The organism is Halorussus amylolyticus, from assembly GCF_004143485.2.
Classification (GTDB): Archaea; Halobacteriota; Halobacteria; order Halobacteriales; family Haladaptataceae; genus Halorussus; species Halorussus amylolyticus.
Window position 1 is genome coordinate 292,615 of sequence record NZ_ML974131.1, and the last position, 16,004, is coordinate 308,618.

At 65.3% G+C, this 16,004-nt stretch carries 14 protein-coding genes; 12 read left to right on the forward strand and 2 right to left on the reverse strand.

Features of this window, described 5'->3' with window-relative positions; genetic code table 11:
* The first annotated feature begins 3 nt into the window (after window positions 1-3).
* From EKH81_RS05330 to EKH81_RS05350, 5 genes are all read left to right on the forward strand, one after another.
* A complete protein-coding gene (locus EKH81_RS05330; protein WP_132056917.1) occupies window positions 4-2,937 on the forward strand; it encodes a DNA-directed RNA polymerase subunit A' in 2,934 nt (977 codons plus the stop codon).
* Between the two features lie 12 nt (window positions 2,938-2,949).
* Window positions 2,950-4,143, forward strand: a complete 1,194-nt coding sequence (rpoA2, locus tag EKH81_RS05335) for a DNA-directed RNA polymerase subunit A'' (protein ID WP_132056918.1) — start codon at window positions 2,950-2,952, stop codon at window positions 4,141-4,143.
* Window position 4,144: 1 nt separating this feature from the next.
* Window positions 4,145-4,600 carry a NusA-like transcription termination signal-binding factor gene (locus EKH81_RS05340; protein ID WP_132056920.1) on the forward strand — a complete coding sequence of 152 codons (456 nt, stop codon included), beginning with the start codon at window positions 4,145-4,147 and terminating at the stop codon, window positions 4,598-4,600.
* Between the two features lie 699 nt (window positions 4,601-5,299).
* Window positions 5,300-5,728 (forward strand): 30S ribosomal protein S12, encoded by a 429-nt coding sequence (locus EKH81_RS05345; RefSeq protein WP_132056922.1) that lies wholly within the window; start codon window positions 5,300-5,302, stop codon window positions 5,726-5,728.
* A gap of 2 nt (window positions 5,729-5,730) precedes the next feature.
* On the forward strand, window positions 5,731-6,348 hold the full coding sequence (locus tag EKH81_RS05350; protein ID WP_132056924.1) for a 30S ribosomal protein S7: 618 nt from the start codon (window positions 5,731-5,733) through the stop codon (window positions 6,346-6,348).
* Between the two features lie 88 nt (window positions 6,349-6,436).
* Here the strand turns inward: EKH81_RS05350 and EKH81_RS05355 are convergent, their stop codons facing one another.
* Window positions 6,437-6,763, reverse strand: coding sequence for a cupin domain-containing protein (locus tag EKH81_RS05355; RefSeq protein WP_132056926.1), 327 nt, complete (start codon window positions 6,761-6,763; stop codon window positions 6,437-6,439).
* An 84-nt stretch (window positions 6,764-6,847) separates the two neighbouring features.
* Here EKH81_RS05355 and EKH81_RS05360 point away from each other — a divergent pair, with 84 nt between their 5' ends.
* The 3 genes from EKH81_RS05360 to EKH81_RS05370 all read left to right on the forward strand — a co-directional run bounded on the left by EKH81_RS05360 (window position 6,848) and on the right by EKH81_RS05370 (window position 10,916).
* Window positions 6,848-8,209 carry a PQQ-dependent sugar dehydrogenase gene (locus tag EKH81_RS05360; RefSeq protein ID WP_132056928.1) on the forward strand — a complete coding sequence of 454 codons (1,362 nt, stop codon included), beginning with the start codon at window positions 6,848-6,850 and terminating at the stop codon, window positions 8,207-8,209.
* Window positions 8,210-8,338: 129 nt separating this feature from the next.
* The gene (locus EKH81_RS05365) at window positions 8,339-10,111 is read left to right on the forward strand and encodes an ABC transporter substrate-binding protein (RefSeq protein WP_132056930.1); all 1,773 of its coding nucleotides are present in this window, start codon (window positions 8,339-8,341) and stop codon (window positions 10,109-10,111) included.
* A 7-nt stretch (window positions 10,112-10,118) separates the two neighbouring features.
* Window positions 10,119-10,916 (forward strand): phosphatase PAP2 family protein, encoded by a 798-nt coding sequence (locus tag EKH81_RS05370; protein WP_132056932.1) that lies wholly within the window; start codon window positions 10,119-10,121, stop codon window positions 10,914-10,916.
* 3 nt (window positions 10,917-10,919) lie between these two features.
* Here EKH81_RS05370 and EKH81_RS05375 read toward each other — a convergent pair whose 3' ends face one another.
* On the reverse strand, window positions 10,920-11,693 hold the full coding sequence (locus tag EKH81_RS05375) for a DUF5781 family protein (RefSeq protein WP_132056934.1): 774 nt from the start codon (window positions 11,691-11,693) through the stop codon (window positions 10,920-10,922).
* Between the two features lie 129 nt (window positions 11,694-11,822).
* On the opposite strand from EKH81_RS05375, the gene EKH81_RS05380 reads away from it, so the two are divergent.
* The 4 genes from EKH81_RS05380 (at window position 11,823) to EKH81_RS05395 (ending at window position 15,906) form a co-directional block, all read left to right on the forward strand.
* Complete coding sequence (locus tag EKH81_RS05380; protein ID WP_132056936.1) at window positions 11,823-14,009, forward strand: elongation factor EF-2; 2,187 nt, start codon at window positions 11,823-11,825, stop codon at window positions 14,007-14,009.
* Between the two features lie 188 nt (window positions 14,010-14,197).
* Window positions 14,198-14,335 carry a hypothetical protein gene (locus EKH81_RS05385; protein ID WP_162224501.1) on the forward strand — a complete coding sequence of 46 codons (138 nt, stop codon included), beginning with the start codon at window positions 14,198-14,200 and terminating at the stop codon, window positions 14,333-14,335.
* Between the two features lie 87 nt (window positions 14,336-14,422).
* Window positions 14,423-14,965, forward strand: coding sequence for an amino acid-binding protein (locus EKH81_RS05390; protein ID WP_132056937.1), 543 nt, complete (start codon window positions 14,423-14,425; stop codon window positions 14,963-14,965).
* The gene (locus tag EKH81_RS05395) at window positions 14,962-15,906 is read left to right on the forward strand and encodes a homoserine dehydrogenase (RefSeq protein WP_132056939.1); all 945 of its coding nucleotides are present in this window, start codon (window positions 14,962-14,964) and stop codon (window positions 15,904-15,906) included. Before EKH81_RS05390 ends, EKH81_RS05395 begins: the two co-directional genes overlap by 4 nt.
* Window positions 15,907-16,004: the final 98 nt, after the last annotated feature.

Genomic DNA, 16,004 nt, shown 5'->3' on the forward strand with positions numbered 1-16,004 from the left:
ACCATGGCTACAGGACAAACACCCAAGGAAATCGGCGAGATTAGCTTCGGGCTGATGGACCCCGAAGAGTACCGAGAGATGTCGGCCACGAAGATAATCACTGCCGACACCTACGACGACGACGGCTTCCCCATCGACATGGGGCTGATGGACCCGCGACTCGGCGTCATCGACCCCGGACTGGAGTGCAAGACGTGCGGGAAGCACTCGGGGTCGTGCAACGGCCACTTCGGCCACATCGAACTCGCCGCGCCCGTCATCCACGTCGGGTTCACGAAGCTCATCCGCCGCCTGCTTCGGGGCACCTGTCGGAACTGCTCGCGCCTCCTGCTGACCGAGGAGGAAAAAGAGCAGTACGCCTCGAAGCTCACCCGGACCAAACAGCTCGGCAACGACGTCAACGACGTCACGAAGGCCGCCATCCGGGAGGCCCGCAAGAAGGACCGGTGTCCGTACTGCGGCGAGGTCCAGTACGACATCAACCACGAGAAGCCCACCACCTACTACGAGGTCCAGCAGGTCCTCACTAGCGAGTACTCCGAGCAGATTGCCGCCGCGATGCAGGGCAAAAGTCCCGACGGGGACGACGACGAGGAGAACGGACGCGAGCCAATCGCGCCCCAAGAGCTCGCCGACCAGACCGGCATCGACCTCTCGCGGGTCAACGACATCATGTCGGGCGAGTTCCGACCGCGCGAGTCCGACCGGAAGGCGCTCGAAAAGGCGCTCGACATCGACCTCACCGAGGAGGACATGAACAAGCTGATGCCCTCGGACATCCGCGATTGGTTCGAGGACATCCCCGACGAGGACGTCGAGGCGCTCGGCATCAACTCCGAGCGCTCGCGACCCGAGTGGATGATTCTGACCGTCCTGCCGGTGCCGCCGGTCACGGCCCGTCCGTCGATTACGCTCGACAACGGCCAGCGGAGCGAGGACGACCTGACCCACAAGCTGGTGGACATCATCCGCATCAATCAGCGGTTCATGGAGAATCGTGAGGCTGGCGCGCCCCAACTCATCATCGAGGACCTCTGGGAACTGCTTCAGTACCACGTCACCACCTTCATGGACAACGAGATTTCGGGCACGCCGCCCGCCCGCCACCGCTCCGGGCGTCCGCTCAAGACGCTCAGCCAGCGGCTGAAGGGCAAGGAAGGCCGATTCCGCGGGAGCCTGTCGGGCAAGCGCGTGAACTTCTCGGCCCGGACGGTCATCTCGCCCGACCCCACACTGAGCCTGAACGAGGTCGGTGTCCCCGAGCGCGTGGCTCGGGAGATGACTCAGACGATGAACGTGACCGAGCGAAACGTCGAGGAGGCGCGTCGGTACGTCGCCAACGGTCCCGAGGGCCACCCCGGCGCGAACTACGTCAAGCGACCTGACGGCCGCCGACTCAAAGTGACCGAGAAGAACTGCGAGGAGCTTTCGACCAAGGTCGAGGCCGGGTGGGAGGTCAACCGCCACATGGTGGACGGCGACATCATCATCTTCAACCGTCAGCCGTCGCTCCACCGGATGTCCATCATGGCCCACGAGGTCGTGGTGATGCCGTACAAGACGTTCCGGCTCAACACCGTCGTCTGTCCGCCGTACAACGCCGACTTCGACGGCGACGAGATGAACATGCACGCGCTCCAGAACGAGGAGGCCCGCGCGGAGGCGCGCGTGCTCATGCGCGTGCAGGAACAAATCCTGTCTCCACGCTTCGGCGAGAACATCATCGGCGCGATTCAGGACCACATCTCGGGCACCTACCTGCTCACCAACGAGAATCCGCACTTCAACGAGACGCAGGCGCTCGACCTGCTCCGGGCGACTCGTATCGACGAACTTCCGGAGCCGTCGGGTCACGACGACGGCGAACCCTACTGGTCCGGCCGCGACATCTTCTCGGAGCTCCTGCCGAGCGACCTCTCGCTCGAATTCACCGGGACGGTCGGCGAGGACGTGATAATCGAGAACGGCCAGTTCGTCGAAGGTACCATCGCCGAGGACGAGGTCGGCGGCTTCGGCGGCGAAATCGTCGACACCATCTGCAAGACCTACGGCAACACGCGCGCCCGCATCTTCATCAACGAGGTCGCGGCGCTCGCGATGCGCTCTATCATGCACTTCGGGTTCTCCATCGGTATCGACGACGAGACCGTCCCGACCGAGGCCCAGGACCGCATCGACGAAGCCATCGACAACGCCTACGACCGCGTCGAGGAACTCATCGAGACCTACCAGGCGGGCAACCTCGAATCGCTGCCCGGCCGGACGGTGGACGAGACGCTCGAGATGAAAATCATGCAGACGCTCGGCAAGGCGCGTGACTCTGCGGGCGACATCGCGGAGGACCACTTCGACGACGACAACCCCGCGGTCGTGATGGCCGAGTCCGGCGCGCGTGGGTCGATGCTCAACCTCACGCAGATGGCCGGCTGCGTCGGCCAGCAAGCGGTTCGGGGCGAGCGCATCAACCGCGGCTACGAGGACCGAACCCTGAGCCACTACCAGCCCAACGACCTCTCGGCGGAGGCCCACGGCTTCGTGGAGCACTCCTACACCGGCGGGCTGAACCCGCGGGAGTTCTTCTTCCACGCGATGGGCGGCCGCGAGGGTCTCGTGGACACTGCGGTCCGAACCTCGAAGTCCGGGTATCTCCAGCGCCGACTCATCAACGCGCTGTCGGAGCTCGAAACCCAGTACGACGGCACGGTGCGCGACACGAGCGACACCATCGTCCAGTTCGAGTTCGGCGAGGACGGCACCAGTCCGGTGTTGGTCTCGTCCGACGACGACAACGACATCGAGGTGGACCAAATCGCAGACCGCGTGCTCGACGCCGAGTTCGACGACGAGGCGGCGAAAGGGGAGTTCGTCGGCGAGAAGCGCCCGCCGACGAACCTCTCGGAGCACGCCGACGCACGACAGGTCGAGAGCGACGACTAACTCCAATCAACCATGACCGACTACGACGTATCCGAGAACACCGAGGCCGTCGTGGAGGACACCGACCTCCCGCGACGACTCAAAGACGAGGTGTACCGCACCATCGAAGACCGCGACGGCGTCACCGACGAGCAGGCCGACCACATCGCGAAGGCGGTCGAGAGCCGATATCTCGACACCCGCGTGGACCCGCTCGACCCCGTAGGGACGGTTTCGGCTCAGTCCATCGGAGAGCCCGGAACGCAGATGACGATGAACACGTTCCACTACGCAGGGGTCGCGGAGATTGACGTTACACAGGGTCTCCCGCGACTCATCGAATTAGTGGACGCTCGGAAGACCCCCGACACGCCGATGATGACCGTCCACCTCGACGGCGAGTACGCCACCGACCGCGAGAAGGCCCACGAGGTCGTCTGGCAGATAGAGGCGACCAAGATTCTGGCGCTCGGCGACATCTCGACGAACGTCGCCGACATGATAGTGTCCATCGACCTGAACGAGGACACCCTCGAAGAGCGGATGATTGCGCCCGACGAAATCGCGGACATCATCGAGGACGAACTCGGTGTCAAGGCCAATCAGCAGGGAACCGTCGTGGAGTTCGGCCCGCAGGAGCCGAGCTATCGGGACCTGCTCCAGTTGGTCGAACAGCTCCGAGACATCGTGTTCAAGGGCATCGAGGACATCTCGCGGGTCGTCATCCGAAAGGAGGACCTCGAATCCGGCGAGGAGTTCGTCCTCTACACCGAAGGCTCGGCGTTCGGCGACGTTATCGAAATCGAGGGCGTGGACGCGACGCGGACCACCTCGAACAACATCCACGAGGTCCACAAGAACCTCGGTATCGAGGCGGCCCGCGAGGCCATCATCGAGGAGACGATGGACACCCTCGAAGAGCAGGGTCTCGACGACGTGAACGTCCGCCACCTGATGCTCGTGGCCGACATCATGACGAATCAGGGCACCATCGAATCTATCGGTCGCCACGGCATCTCCGGGAACAAGGACTCGGTTCTCGCGCGCGCGGCGTTCGAAGTCACGGTCAATCACCTGCTCGACGCCGCCATCCACGGCGAAGTGGACGACCTGAACGGCGTGACCGAGAACGTCATCGTCGGCAAGCCGATCAAGCTCGGCACCGGCGACGTGGACCTCCGGATGGGGTCGATTTCCCAGGACGCCGAACCCGAAGCGTCCGACTGAGATGCGCGTCACGCTCTCGGATACGGCCCGCCAGTACATCGCGCTCTTCGAGGACGAAACGGGCGCGACGGCTCGCGACTGCGTGGTGTTCGACGCTGCGGACGCCGGGGAAGACGACGCCAAGACCGACGAGCGCGTCGTCTTCCTCGTCAAGTCCGGCGACATGGGCCGGGCAATCGGGTCGGGCGGCGAGAACGTCCGGAAGGTCGAAGCCCAGTTGGGCAAGGACGTGACGCTGGTCGAGGACGCCGACACCGCCGAGAACTTCGTCGCCAACGCGCTCGCCCCCGCGGCGGTGTACAACGTCACCGTCAGCGAGGACGACGAGACGGTGGCCTACGCCGAGGTCGATTCGGCCGACACCGGCGTCGCCATCGGCGAGGGCGGCCGGAACATCCTCGCGGCCGAGAAACTCGCGAAGCGACACTACGACATCGACGACATCCAGTTGACGTAGCTCGGATTTTTCCCTTCGTCGGTCGCTGCTTTTCGCGACTCAGAGTAACCACGACTGCGGACGAAGCGGGCGACTGGCGTTCCTCAATATCGGGAGTGGCTAATTTGCTCGACGTGACGGTGACTCTCCTCGATTCGACGTGATGGTAATTTTCCTCGACTCGACGCGATGGCTGTGTCGGAGAAGCTAGCTACTCCCGGTACCTATGAGGACCGCACAACACCGCGACCGCAGGCCACGCCCTCCCCAACCGATTCCCTCGTTCGCGCCTCCGGCGCGTCACTCAGTCATCCCTCGCGCGACTGATGGCGCTCCACGAGGGAGCGCCGTGGGAGACGACCTCCCACGAGCCTTGTCTCACTCCGTTCGACAAGACGCCAGCGCGCGCCGAGGTGAACGGTTCACCGGAAGTCAGCCGGTGGACCAGTCCACGGAGCGCCCGCGAGGGGGGAGGGATTTCTCTGTCTCGACTGCGGTTTAGAGCGTGCTACGAATCGCTCGAACGAACGGGATGAATCGTTGACCGTGTTTCACCCCAAGCCACTAGCTCTACAGAACGAATCGGGCCTAAGATGCGAGCAGAGCGGTTCGCTGAAACGCGCTCAGATTCCGTAATCGACCCCTCTCGGCCGACCTGCGGGCGTAACTCCGTCTCGAAAGAGGGAGGCTTAAGTAGCTCCGCCGGATAGCTCACGCCATATGGCGAACGGCAAGTACGCAGCACGGAAGCTAAAAAAGGACCGTCAGAACTACCGATGGTCCGACTCAGATTACGCCCGACGCGAGCGCGGCCTCAACGTGAAGTCCGACCCGCTCGAAGGCGCGCCGCAGGGCCGAGGTATCGTCCTAGAGAAGGTGGGCGTCGAAGCGAAACAGCCCAATTCTGCGATTCGGAAGTGCGTCCGAGTCCAGCTCATCAAGAACGGCAAGCAGGTCACCGCGTTCTGTCCCGGTGACGGCGCGATTTCGTTCATCGACGAGCACGACGAGGTCACCATCGCGGGCATCGGCGGCGCGAAGGGCCGCGCGATGGGCGACCTCGGTGGTGTCAACTACAAGGTCGAGAAGGTCAACGGCGTGAGCATGGAAGAACTGGTTCGCGGAAACGCGGAGAAACCGGTGCGATAATCATGGCTGCCGAAGACCAACCCGAACCCGACGACGCCGTCGGCACCGACGACGAGGAGACCGCCGCCGCGAAGCTGTTCGGCGAGTGGGACGTCACCGACATCGAGTACAGCGACCCCTCGACCGAACGCTACATCACGGTCACGCCGGTCGCCCACACGATGGGCCGCCACGCCGGAAAGCAGTTCCAGAAGAGCGAGGTGTCCATCGTCGAGCGACTCACCAACCGCCTGATGCAGACCGAGGAGAACACGGGCAAGAAACAGCAGGCGCTCCAAATCGTCCGGGACGCCTTCGAGAGCGTTCACGCCCAGACCGACGAGAACCCGATTCAGGTCCTCGTCGAGGCCGTCGAGAACGCCGCCCCGCGCGAGGAGACCGTCCGCCTGAAGTACGGCGGCATCTCGGTCCCGAAGGCCGTGGACGTGGCCCCGCAGCGCCGAGTTGACCAGTCGCTGAAGTTCATCGCCGAGGGCGTCCAAAGCGCGTCGTTCAAGACCTCGACCGACGCCGCCGACGCGCTCGCCACTCAGCTCATCGGCGCGGCCGACTACGACGTGCAGGCCTACGCTATCAACCAGAAAGAGGAAAAAGAGCGCGTCGCGGCCGCGGCCCGCTAACGCTCGCTTTTATTTTCTACTCTCGCTCGGCGGACGGTCGCTTCGCCCCGAGCGGCGCGACTCGAAGCCGTCCGGCTTCGAGTCGCGGTCACTCCCCGGACGCACCGACCAGAACGAACGTGCTCTCGGTGTCGCCGTTCCGAATCTGGCGGGTCGCGTCGGGCGAGATTCGGAGAGCCTCGCCGGACTCCAGCGATACGTCCTCGCCGTCGACTGTGACGGTCGCCGACCCGTCGAGGAGGACGTACACCTCCTCCTGACCGTCCTCGGCGTGGTCGTGCTCCTTGCCGGTCCAGCCGGGGTCGGCTTCCAAGACGGACACGCCGAGCTTTTCGCAGTCGAGCGGGTCGCGGAGGAATCGGAGTCCGTCCGCAATCGGTTCGACATCGCGTGAATCGACTTTGGTGTGGGACACGCGACCGAGTACGGTCGCGTCGGGTAAATACGTGGTCCCGGCGGAGATAGATAGATTTTAGGCGTGCCTAAATCACACTCGCGTATGGACGAGTCCCCGACCCCAATCTCAACCCCGAATGCGACGCGACGCCAGTTTCTCGCGGTCGCGGGTGCGGCGGCCCTCGCCGGATGCGGTAAGGTCGAAATCGAAGACGGGACCACCACGCCCGAGTACGACTACGAGGTGACTCACGACGAGACGACCTGGGAGGACTACGACCCCGACTGGGCGGGACCGACCGACCCGCCGCTCCCCGCCGCGGTCGAACCCGAGGTGCTGGTCGAGAACCTCGAAATCCCGTGGGACCTCGCGTTCGCGCCGTCGGGCGAACTGTTCGTCACCGAGCGGACGGGCCGCGTCCTCGAATTCGACGGTGACGACCTCCAGACGGTGACCGAACCCGATTCGATTATCGACGCCGAGGCGTTTCCGCCCGGTCCCGACGACGAGGAACACTGGGAGACGTGGTTCGTGGAGGGCGGCGAGGGCGGCATGCTCGGTGTCGCGGTCCACCCGGAGTATCCGGCTCCACCGTACGTCTACGTCTACTTCACCGCGGAGACCGACGACGGCAAGGTGAACCGTATCGTCCGGTACGACGTCGATGCCGACGACCCGGCCGAGACGGCCGAGACGATTCTGGACGACGTTCCGGCCGACACGGTCCACAACGGCGGCCGAATCGCGTTCGGTCCCGCGAACTACCTCTGGGTGACGGTCGGCGACGCGGGGGAGGCCGACCTCGCTCAAGACCCCGACTCGCTCCCCGGAAGCGTCCTGCGACTCACGCCCGACGGCGACCCGCACCCCGACAACCCCGACGTGGGCGACCCGCGAGTCTTCACCTACGGCCACCGGAACCCACAGGGAATCACGTGGCTTCCCGACGCTCGCCCCCTAATCACGGAACACGGTCCCGACGGCCACGACGAGGTGAACCTTCTCCGGGCGGGCGAGAACTACGGCTGGCCCGAGGTGCGGTTCCCGGACGAGTACGCCGCCGCCGACGAGTACGCCCATCCGCTCGCCAACACCGGCGAGGAGTCGTGGGGAATCTGTGGGTGCGTGTTCTACACCGGCGAGTCGGTTCCGGAGTGGACGAATCGGCTGGTCGTCGGGACGCTCATCGGCCAGCACGTCAACCTCGTGACCCTGAACCGCGACGGCGAGACCCCTCCCCGGGACGACGACGCACAGGTCTTCGACGACGCGTGGTACGACGACGCGCTCGCGGCCACCTCCCACCGCACCTTCGAGGACGTTCTGGGTCGGGTGCGCCACGTCGAGCAGGGCCCGGACGGCGACCTCTACGCCATCACGTCGAACCGGGACGGTCGCCCGCGCGGCGACCGATTCCCGCGCAAGCGCGACGACGCACTGGTGCGTCTGCGTCTCACGACGTAGTTCCGGGCCGCCTGCGTCAGAGGTTCGGGGAGGGTCGCGGTCCGCGACGTGGCGCGCTATCCGTATCGTCAAACCTATACCGTCTCACTTGTAACTACCCTGACCGTAGTTGGATGGTACGTCTACAACATGGTTGCAGGTGATAGACTCGACCGAATCGACGGTCGCAGAAGGCGGTTGCTGGCCGGACTCGCCGGTGTCTCCACGGGGGCGACCGCTGGCTGTCTCCAGCAGTTTCGAAGCATGGCGAACCGGAATTCGCCGAGAGACGTCTCCCTCGAAGTGAAGACGGTCCCGGCCGACATCGACCCGCGAGGGATTCACATCGCCCGAGACGTCGCCGACAACCTCGAAGCGGTCGGTATCGGCGCCACCGTGACCCCGATGGACGAACAGGAACTCCTCCGGGACGTACTCATCAACAACGACTTCGACCTCTACGTCGCTCGCCATCCGGGGTACGACGACCCCGACTTTCTGCGGCCGCTCCTTCACTCGGACTTCGTGGAGGAGCCCGGTTGGCAGAACCCGTTCGGCTTCACCGACCTCGAAGTGGACGACCTCCTCGACGCCCAGCGCCGGAGTTCGGGCGACCGCCGCCGTCGGCAGTTGTCCGAACTCCAGCGCGCCGTCGCTCGCCAACAGCCGTTCTCGGTCGTGGCGTTCCCCGACGACATCTGGGCGGTTCGAACCGATAGGTTCGTAGGGTGGAATAGGTTCGGTCTCAGGCGTGCGCTCGGCATCCTCGGACTCGACGCCGAAACCGACGACCCGGACCGACTCGACCTCGTGACGACCGACGACAGGCTGACCAAGAATCTGAATCCGCTGGCGAGCGAGTTCCGCAACCGAGGCACGTTCGTGGGACTGCTGTACGACTCGCTCGGCCGCCGGTACGACGGCGAGGTCAGACCGTGGCTCGCGGCCGACTGGGAGTGGTCGTCCGAGGGCGGCCGCCCGGCCGCACGGGTGGACCTGCGCGAGGACCTGACGTGGCACGACGGCGAACCCCTCACCGCCGACGACGTGGCGTTCACGTACGAACTACTTGCCGATACGTCGCTCGGTCGCGAGGAGGACCCGATTCCCGCACCGCGGTTCCGCGGGCGCGTCTCGCTGGTCGAGACGGTTCGCGCGGTCGGTTCTCGGACCGTCGAGTTCGCGTTCGCGGACTGCGACCCCGAGGTCGCAGTCCGCGCGTTCGCCGTCCCGGTCCTCCCGGAGGCCGAGTGGGAGTCGAAAGCGTCGGAGGCGAACTTCGCGGGCATCGGTCTCGGCGGCCAGACGACCGAGGCGGTCGTCTGGGACAACCCCAATCCGGTCGGAAGCGGACCGCTCCAGTTCGAAGAGCGCGAACCGGCCGACAGCGTCGTCTTCTCCCGGTTCGACGACCACTTCCTCCACGGCGACGAAGTCGCCTCCCGGTTCGGAGCTACGTTCGAGACGCTTCAGCTTCAGGTCGTGCCGTCGAACGACGCCGCCATCGAGGTGCTCACGGAGGCGCGTGCGGACGCCGCCGCGTCCACCATCATGCCCAAATTCGTCCCGGAGGTCGCCGAGAGCGACGACGTCGAAGTCGTCTCGAAAGCGTCCCGCTCGTTCTACCACCTCGGATTCAACGTCGAGCGAGCGCCGCTCGGTAATCCGCGCTTCCGCCAGAACGTCGCGCGCCTCCTCGACAAGGGGACAATCGTTTCGGAGGTGTTCGACGACTACGCGGTTCCGGCCGCGACCCCGCTCGCGGTCACCGACTGGGCCGCCCCCGACCTCGAATGGGACGGCGAGGACCCGGTCGTTCCGTTCTTCGGCTCCGGCGGCGACCTCGACACCGACGAGGCCCACGCCGCGTTCCGGGACGCCGGATACCGATACGCCAAAGACGGGTCGCTTCGAAACCGGTGAGTAGCGTATGTTTGCATTTCGCGTGCTGGGGTTGGTTCTAGCCATCGTTCTCTCGATGCTCGTCGTTGCAACGGTGGCGTTCGTCGGCCGAGAGCGGCTCGTTCGCACGCCGGGCGACGCCCGACGGCGGATTCGAGCGGTTCTCCCGTACTTCGTCGCGCTGGCCGTTTTGCTCGTTCTCAACAGCGTCATCCGGGACCTCGGTCCCGAGTTCTCGTGGATAGTCGGCTGGAACATCACGGGCGGCATCCACGCGATAGAGGGCCAGTTCGTCGCACACCTCCAGTCGGCGCTTTTCCACCCCGCCCTCACGGCGTACTTCTCGTTCATCTACGTGTACGGCTACACGTTCCTGCTGCTGTTCCCGCTGGTCGCGTACTTCGCGCTCGCGGACACCGGGCCGCTCCGCCGGACCATCGTCGCCTACGGTCTCAACTACGGGCTTGGCGTGATATGCTACATCGCGTTCATCGCGTACGGCCCCCGGAATCTGATGCCCGAACTGGTAGACGGGCTGTTGTTCAGCACGTATCCGCAGTACCAGCTCCTGACCGCCGAGGTCAACAGTAACACGAACGTGTTTCCGTCGCTCCACACGTCGCTGTCGGTCACGGTGGCGCTCCTCGCGGCGCGCACGCGCGACATCTACCGCGGGTGGTGGTACGTCGCGACCGTCATCGCGACGAGCGTCGTGATTTCGACCATGTATCTCGGTATCCACTGGGGAATCGACGTCGTGGCGGGGATACTCCTCGCGGTCGCGAGCGTCCGACTCGCCGAATCGTCGTGGTTCGACTGGGAGTAGCCGTCAGTCGGCGGCCCGATTTCCCCGGCCGACCGCGTACTCCTGAGTCGCGTCCACGAGGTCCCGGCGATACTCGCTCTCGTCGGGGTCGGGACCCAGCGACACGAATCGGTCCTTGAACGCGTCCACGTCCACCTCGGGCGCGTCGTTCGCGGCCGCGTGCGCGAGGTCGTACAATCTGTGGTCCGAATCCACGAGGTCGTGGCGCTCGACCAGTGCCAGCGCGAACGCGGCGTTGACCGCGGTCATCTCGGGGTCGGCAGTGCTCGTGAGACGGAGACCGTCACGCCCCGATTTCGGGGCGTGACGGTCTCCCTTCGGTCGGTCGGCGACCGACGCCGCGAGTTCGGATTCGAGGAAGGAGACGAGTTTGTCCGTCGGCCCCACCCGGAGGGTGATGTCGTCGGCGTAGATGTCTTTCATGTGGTTCGCTATCTGGTAACACTGGGTGACGCGCCTGCGCTCGACCGACTCGCCCGAGAGCGCGAGAAACAGCACCTCCTCGATGGACTGGGTGTGAGAGGGGTGGGCCTGCTCGTGGCGCGCCATGTGGGCGTACTCGTGGAGCGCGAGCTCGCGCGCCATCGCGCTGGTGGCGGCCTGTCGCGAGATGTTCAGAACGTGTCTGTCCTCGGGGTGGGCGGTCCACGTCCGCTCGTCGGGGCTCTCCCGGACGTGGACGTGAATCGGCGCGTCGAGGTCGTGGCCGGTCTCGAAGAGGTCGCGAGCGCGGAGAAAGGGCGTCGCCGGACCCGGACCGTGAACGTGCACCTCCATGCGTACTCTTGCCAAGGTCTCGGCGAGTAAGACTCTTGCGTTGGTTGTGAGTATTTCGCAGGGTCTGCGTGCGGTTTGGCGGATGGGAAACACTACGCTTTTCAACTTCCTACGGGTAGAACATCCATAATGGGTAGACGAAAGAAGATCGTCGAACAGTGCGAGCGATTGATGGACGAGCCGGAGCACATCCGGAACATCGCAATCGCCGCACACGTCGACCACGGCAAGACGACGCTCACTGACAACCTTCTCGCTGGTGCCGGCATGATTGCCGACCAGGGAGAGGCGACACAGCTGATGATGGACACCGAGGAGGACGAGCAGGAGCGCGGCATCACCATCGACGCCGCGAACGTCTCGATGACTCACGAGTACGAGGACACCGCCCACCTCATCAACCTCATCGACACGCCCGGCCACGTGGACTTCGGTGGCGACGTGACCCGCGCGATGCGCGCGGTCGACGGCGCGCTCGTGGTCGTTGACGCGGTCGAGGGCGCGATGCCTCAGACCGAGACCGTCCTCCGACAGGCGCTTCGGGAGGGCGTCAAGCCCACGCTGTTCATCAACAAGGTGGACCGCCTCATCTCGGAGCTTCAGGAGGGTCCCGAGGAGATGCAGCGCCGCCTGCTCAGCGTCATCGACGACGTGAACGAGCTGATTCGCGGCATGACCGAGGACATGGACGACATCGACGACTGGACCGTCTCGGTCGAGGGCGGCACCGTCGGCTTCGGGTCCGCGCTCTACAAGTGGGGCGTCTCGATGCCGTCGATGCAGCGCACCGGGATGGACTTCGGCGACATCATGGAGCTCGAACGCGCCGACAAGCGCCAGGAGCTTCACGAGCAGACGCCGCTCTCGGACGTCGTCCTCGACATGGTCTGTGAGCACTTCCCGGACCCCATCGAGGCCCAGCCCCGTCGTATCCCGCGCGTCTGGCGTGGCGACGACGAATCCGAACTCGCCGAGGACATGCGTCTGGTCAACGAGGACGGCGAAGTCGTCCTGATGGTCACCGACATCGGCATCGACCCGCACGCCGGCGAAATCGCGGCCGGTCGTGTCTTCTCGGGAACCATCGAGAAGGGCCAGGACCTCTACGTCTCCGGAACGGCCGGGACGAACCGCGTCCAGAGCGTCGGCATCTACATGGGCGGCGAGCGCGAGGAAGTCGAGCGAGTTCCCGCCGGAAACATCGCGGCGGTCACCGGTCTCAAGGACGCCATCGCCGGTTCCACCGTCTCCAGCGTCGAAATGACGCCGTTCGAGTCCATCGAGCACATCTCCGAGCCGGTCATCACGAAGTCCGTCGAGGCGAAGAACATGGACGACCTGCCGAAGCTCATCGAGACGCTCCGTCAGGTCTCGAAGGAGGACCCCACGATTCAGGTCACAATCAACGAGGACACCGGCGAACACCTCATCTCCGGGCAGGGCGAGCTTCACCTCGAAGTCATCACCCAGCGCATCGAGCGCAATCAGGGCATCCCGGTCAACACCGGCGAACCCATCGTCGTGTTCCGCGAGGCCATCCAGCAGGCCACCGAGGTCATCGAGGGCATCTCGCCGAACCGCCACAACCGGTTCTACATCGAGGCCCAGCCGCTCGACCAGGACATCGTCGAGACCGTGAAGATGGGCGACGTGTCGATGGACATGCCCGAACAGGAGCGCCGCGAGGCGCTCCAAGACGCTGGCATGGACAAGGACACCTCACAGAACGTCGAGCACATTCACGGGACCAACATCCTCATCGACGACACGAAGGGTATCCAGCACCTCAACGAGACGATGGAGCTCGTCATCGAGGGTCTCGAAGAGGCGCTCGACGACGGTCCGCTCGCGGGCGAACCCGTTCAGGGGACGCTCCTCCGCCTGAAGGACGCCAAGCTCCACGAGGACACCATCCACCGCGGTCCCGCGCAGGTCATCCCTGCGGTCCGACACGCGGTCCACAACGCGCTCGTCGCGGGGAAGATTCGACTCCTCGAACCGATTCAGGACGTGCGCATCGACGTGCCCAACGAGTACATGGGGTCGGCCTCCGGCGAGATTCAGGGTCGCCGCGGCCGCGTCGACGACATGTACCAGGAGGGCGACCTGATGGTCGTCGAGGGCATCGCGCCGGTTGACGAGATGATTGGATTCTCGTCGGACATCCGGAGCGCGACCGAGGGTCGCGCGTCGTGGAACACCGAGAACGCCGGATTCCGCGTCATGGCCGACAATCTCCAGGAGGAGACCATCATGGAGATTCGCGAGCGCAAGGGCATGAAGCTCGAACTCCCGCAGGCAGTCGATTACTTCTAACCGACTCTTTCGTCGCCCGCCGTCTTTCGGCGGTTCGACTCGGTTTCGACGGCCCATTCGGTTTCGACGGGTCGATTCGCTCCCGTCTGTTTTGACCGCGACGAGTCAAGCACGGCCTGTCTCTCGGCCGGTCGGGCGTACGCGGCGCATACTCAAGTGAGCCGTTCGCATACGTTCTCGCGAACGTCATGTCCTTCGTCGTCACCCTGCTCTGGGTCGGTCTCGTCACCGTTCTGTGGGTCGCCGTCACCGCGGGAATCTGGGCAGTGGTGTACGCCGGTCGGAGGCGCCGGCCGAACGCCTCGGGCGGCGCGCCGAACGAGTAGAGAAACGAAACGGACCACCGTTTCGACGCTGCACTATTTGTGACCGCCTGAAGTCTTATATCCGACCGGGCGTGATGACGAGTAACGATGAGTGACGACGCAAGCGCTGGTGAACTGCGAGCGCACACGGTCAGGCTCGAACTGGTGGACGAACCGGGCGAACTTCTCCGTGCGCTCGAACCAATCGCGGACAACGGCGGCAATCTTCTCTCGGTCTTTCACGAACGCGGGTCGCTCACACCCCGCGGACGGATTCCGGTCGAAGTGGACCTCGAATGTCTCCCCGAGCAGTTCGACGCCATCGTCTCGGCGCTCCGAGACGCGGGCGTCAACGTGATTCAGGCCGGGGCCGAGCGGTACGGCGAAGAAGTGACGGTCCTGCTCGTGGGCGATGTCATCGACACCGACTTCTCGGAGACGCTCTCGACCATCGAATCGCGGGCCGACGCTTCGGTCGTGGACGTGTCGCTGTCGGCTCCGAACGGCACCTGCGAGGTGTCGAGCGCCCGACTCAGACTCGCGGCCGAGACCGGTGCGACCGGCGAGGCCCTCGACGCGGTCAACGAGGTGGCCGACCGGAAGGACCTCCGCGTGGTCGAACCGTTGGCCGAACTGGAGGTGTCGGCATGAAATTAGCGATTCTGGGCGCTGGCGCGGTCGGCCGGTCGGTCGCCGAACTCGCGGGCGGGTACGGCCACACCGTGACCGCGCTCGCCGACTCGTCGAGCGCCGCAGTTGACCCGGGCGGTATCGACGTGTCGGCCGCGCTCGAAGCCAAGGATGCGGAGGGTCGCGTGGGTTCGGGCGCGCCCGAGGACGCGCTCGACGCGGAGTACGACGCGCTAATCGAGGCGACCCCGACCACGCTCGGCGACGCTCAACCCGGATTCGACCACGTGCGCGCGGCGCTCGAACGCGACCGCCACGTCGTGCTGGCGAACAAGGGACCGGTCGCACAGCGGTACGCCGACCTGCGCGCACTCGAACGCGAGAGCGCGGGCCGGGTCCGGTTCGAGGCGACCGTGGGCGGTGCGATTCCGGTCCTCTCGACCATCGACAGCTACGGTCCCGACACCATCACCGCGGCGCGCGGCGTCCTCAACGGCACGGCGAACTTCGTGCTCTCGCGGATGGCCGCGGAGGGTCTCGGCTACGAACACGTCCTCGCGGAGGCCCAGGACCTCGGCGTGGCGGAGGCCGACCCGTCGTTCGACGTGAACGGCACCGACGCCGCGCTCAAGTGCGTGATTCTGGCGAACGTCCTCGGGAACCGGGAGTACTCGCTCGACGACGCCGACGTCGAAGGTATCGAGGACCTTCCCGGAAGCGCGCTCGAACTCGCGACCGAGGACGGTCGGACCATTCGGCTCATCGGCGAGGCGACGCCCGATGGCGTCCGAGTCGGCCCGCGACTCGTCCCCGAGAACGGCACGCTCGCGGTCTCAGGGACCCGGAACATCGTTCAGTTGGAGACCGAACACGCCGGCCGATTGAATCTCAGCGGGCGGGGTGCGGGCGGTCCCGAGACCGCGTCGGCGGTGCTCGCGGACGTGAACAGACTCGGCGAGTGACGGTGGTCGAACGATAGACTCGACGGCGTTCGGACGGCACATTCGGCGACCCTCGAACGGCCGATTTCATTTCGACTCGCGGACAGTCTCCGACCCGA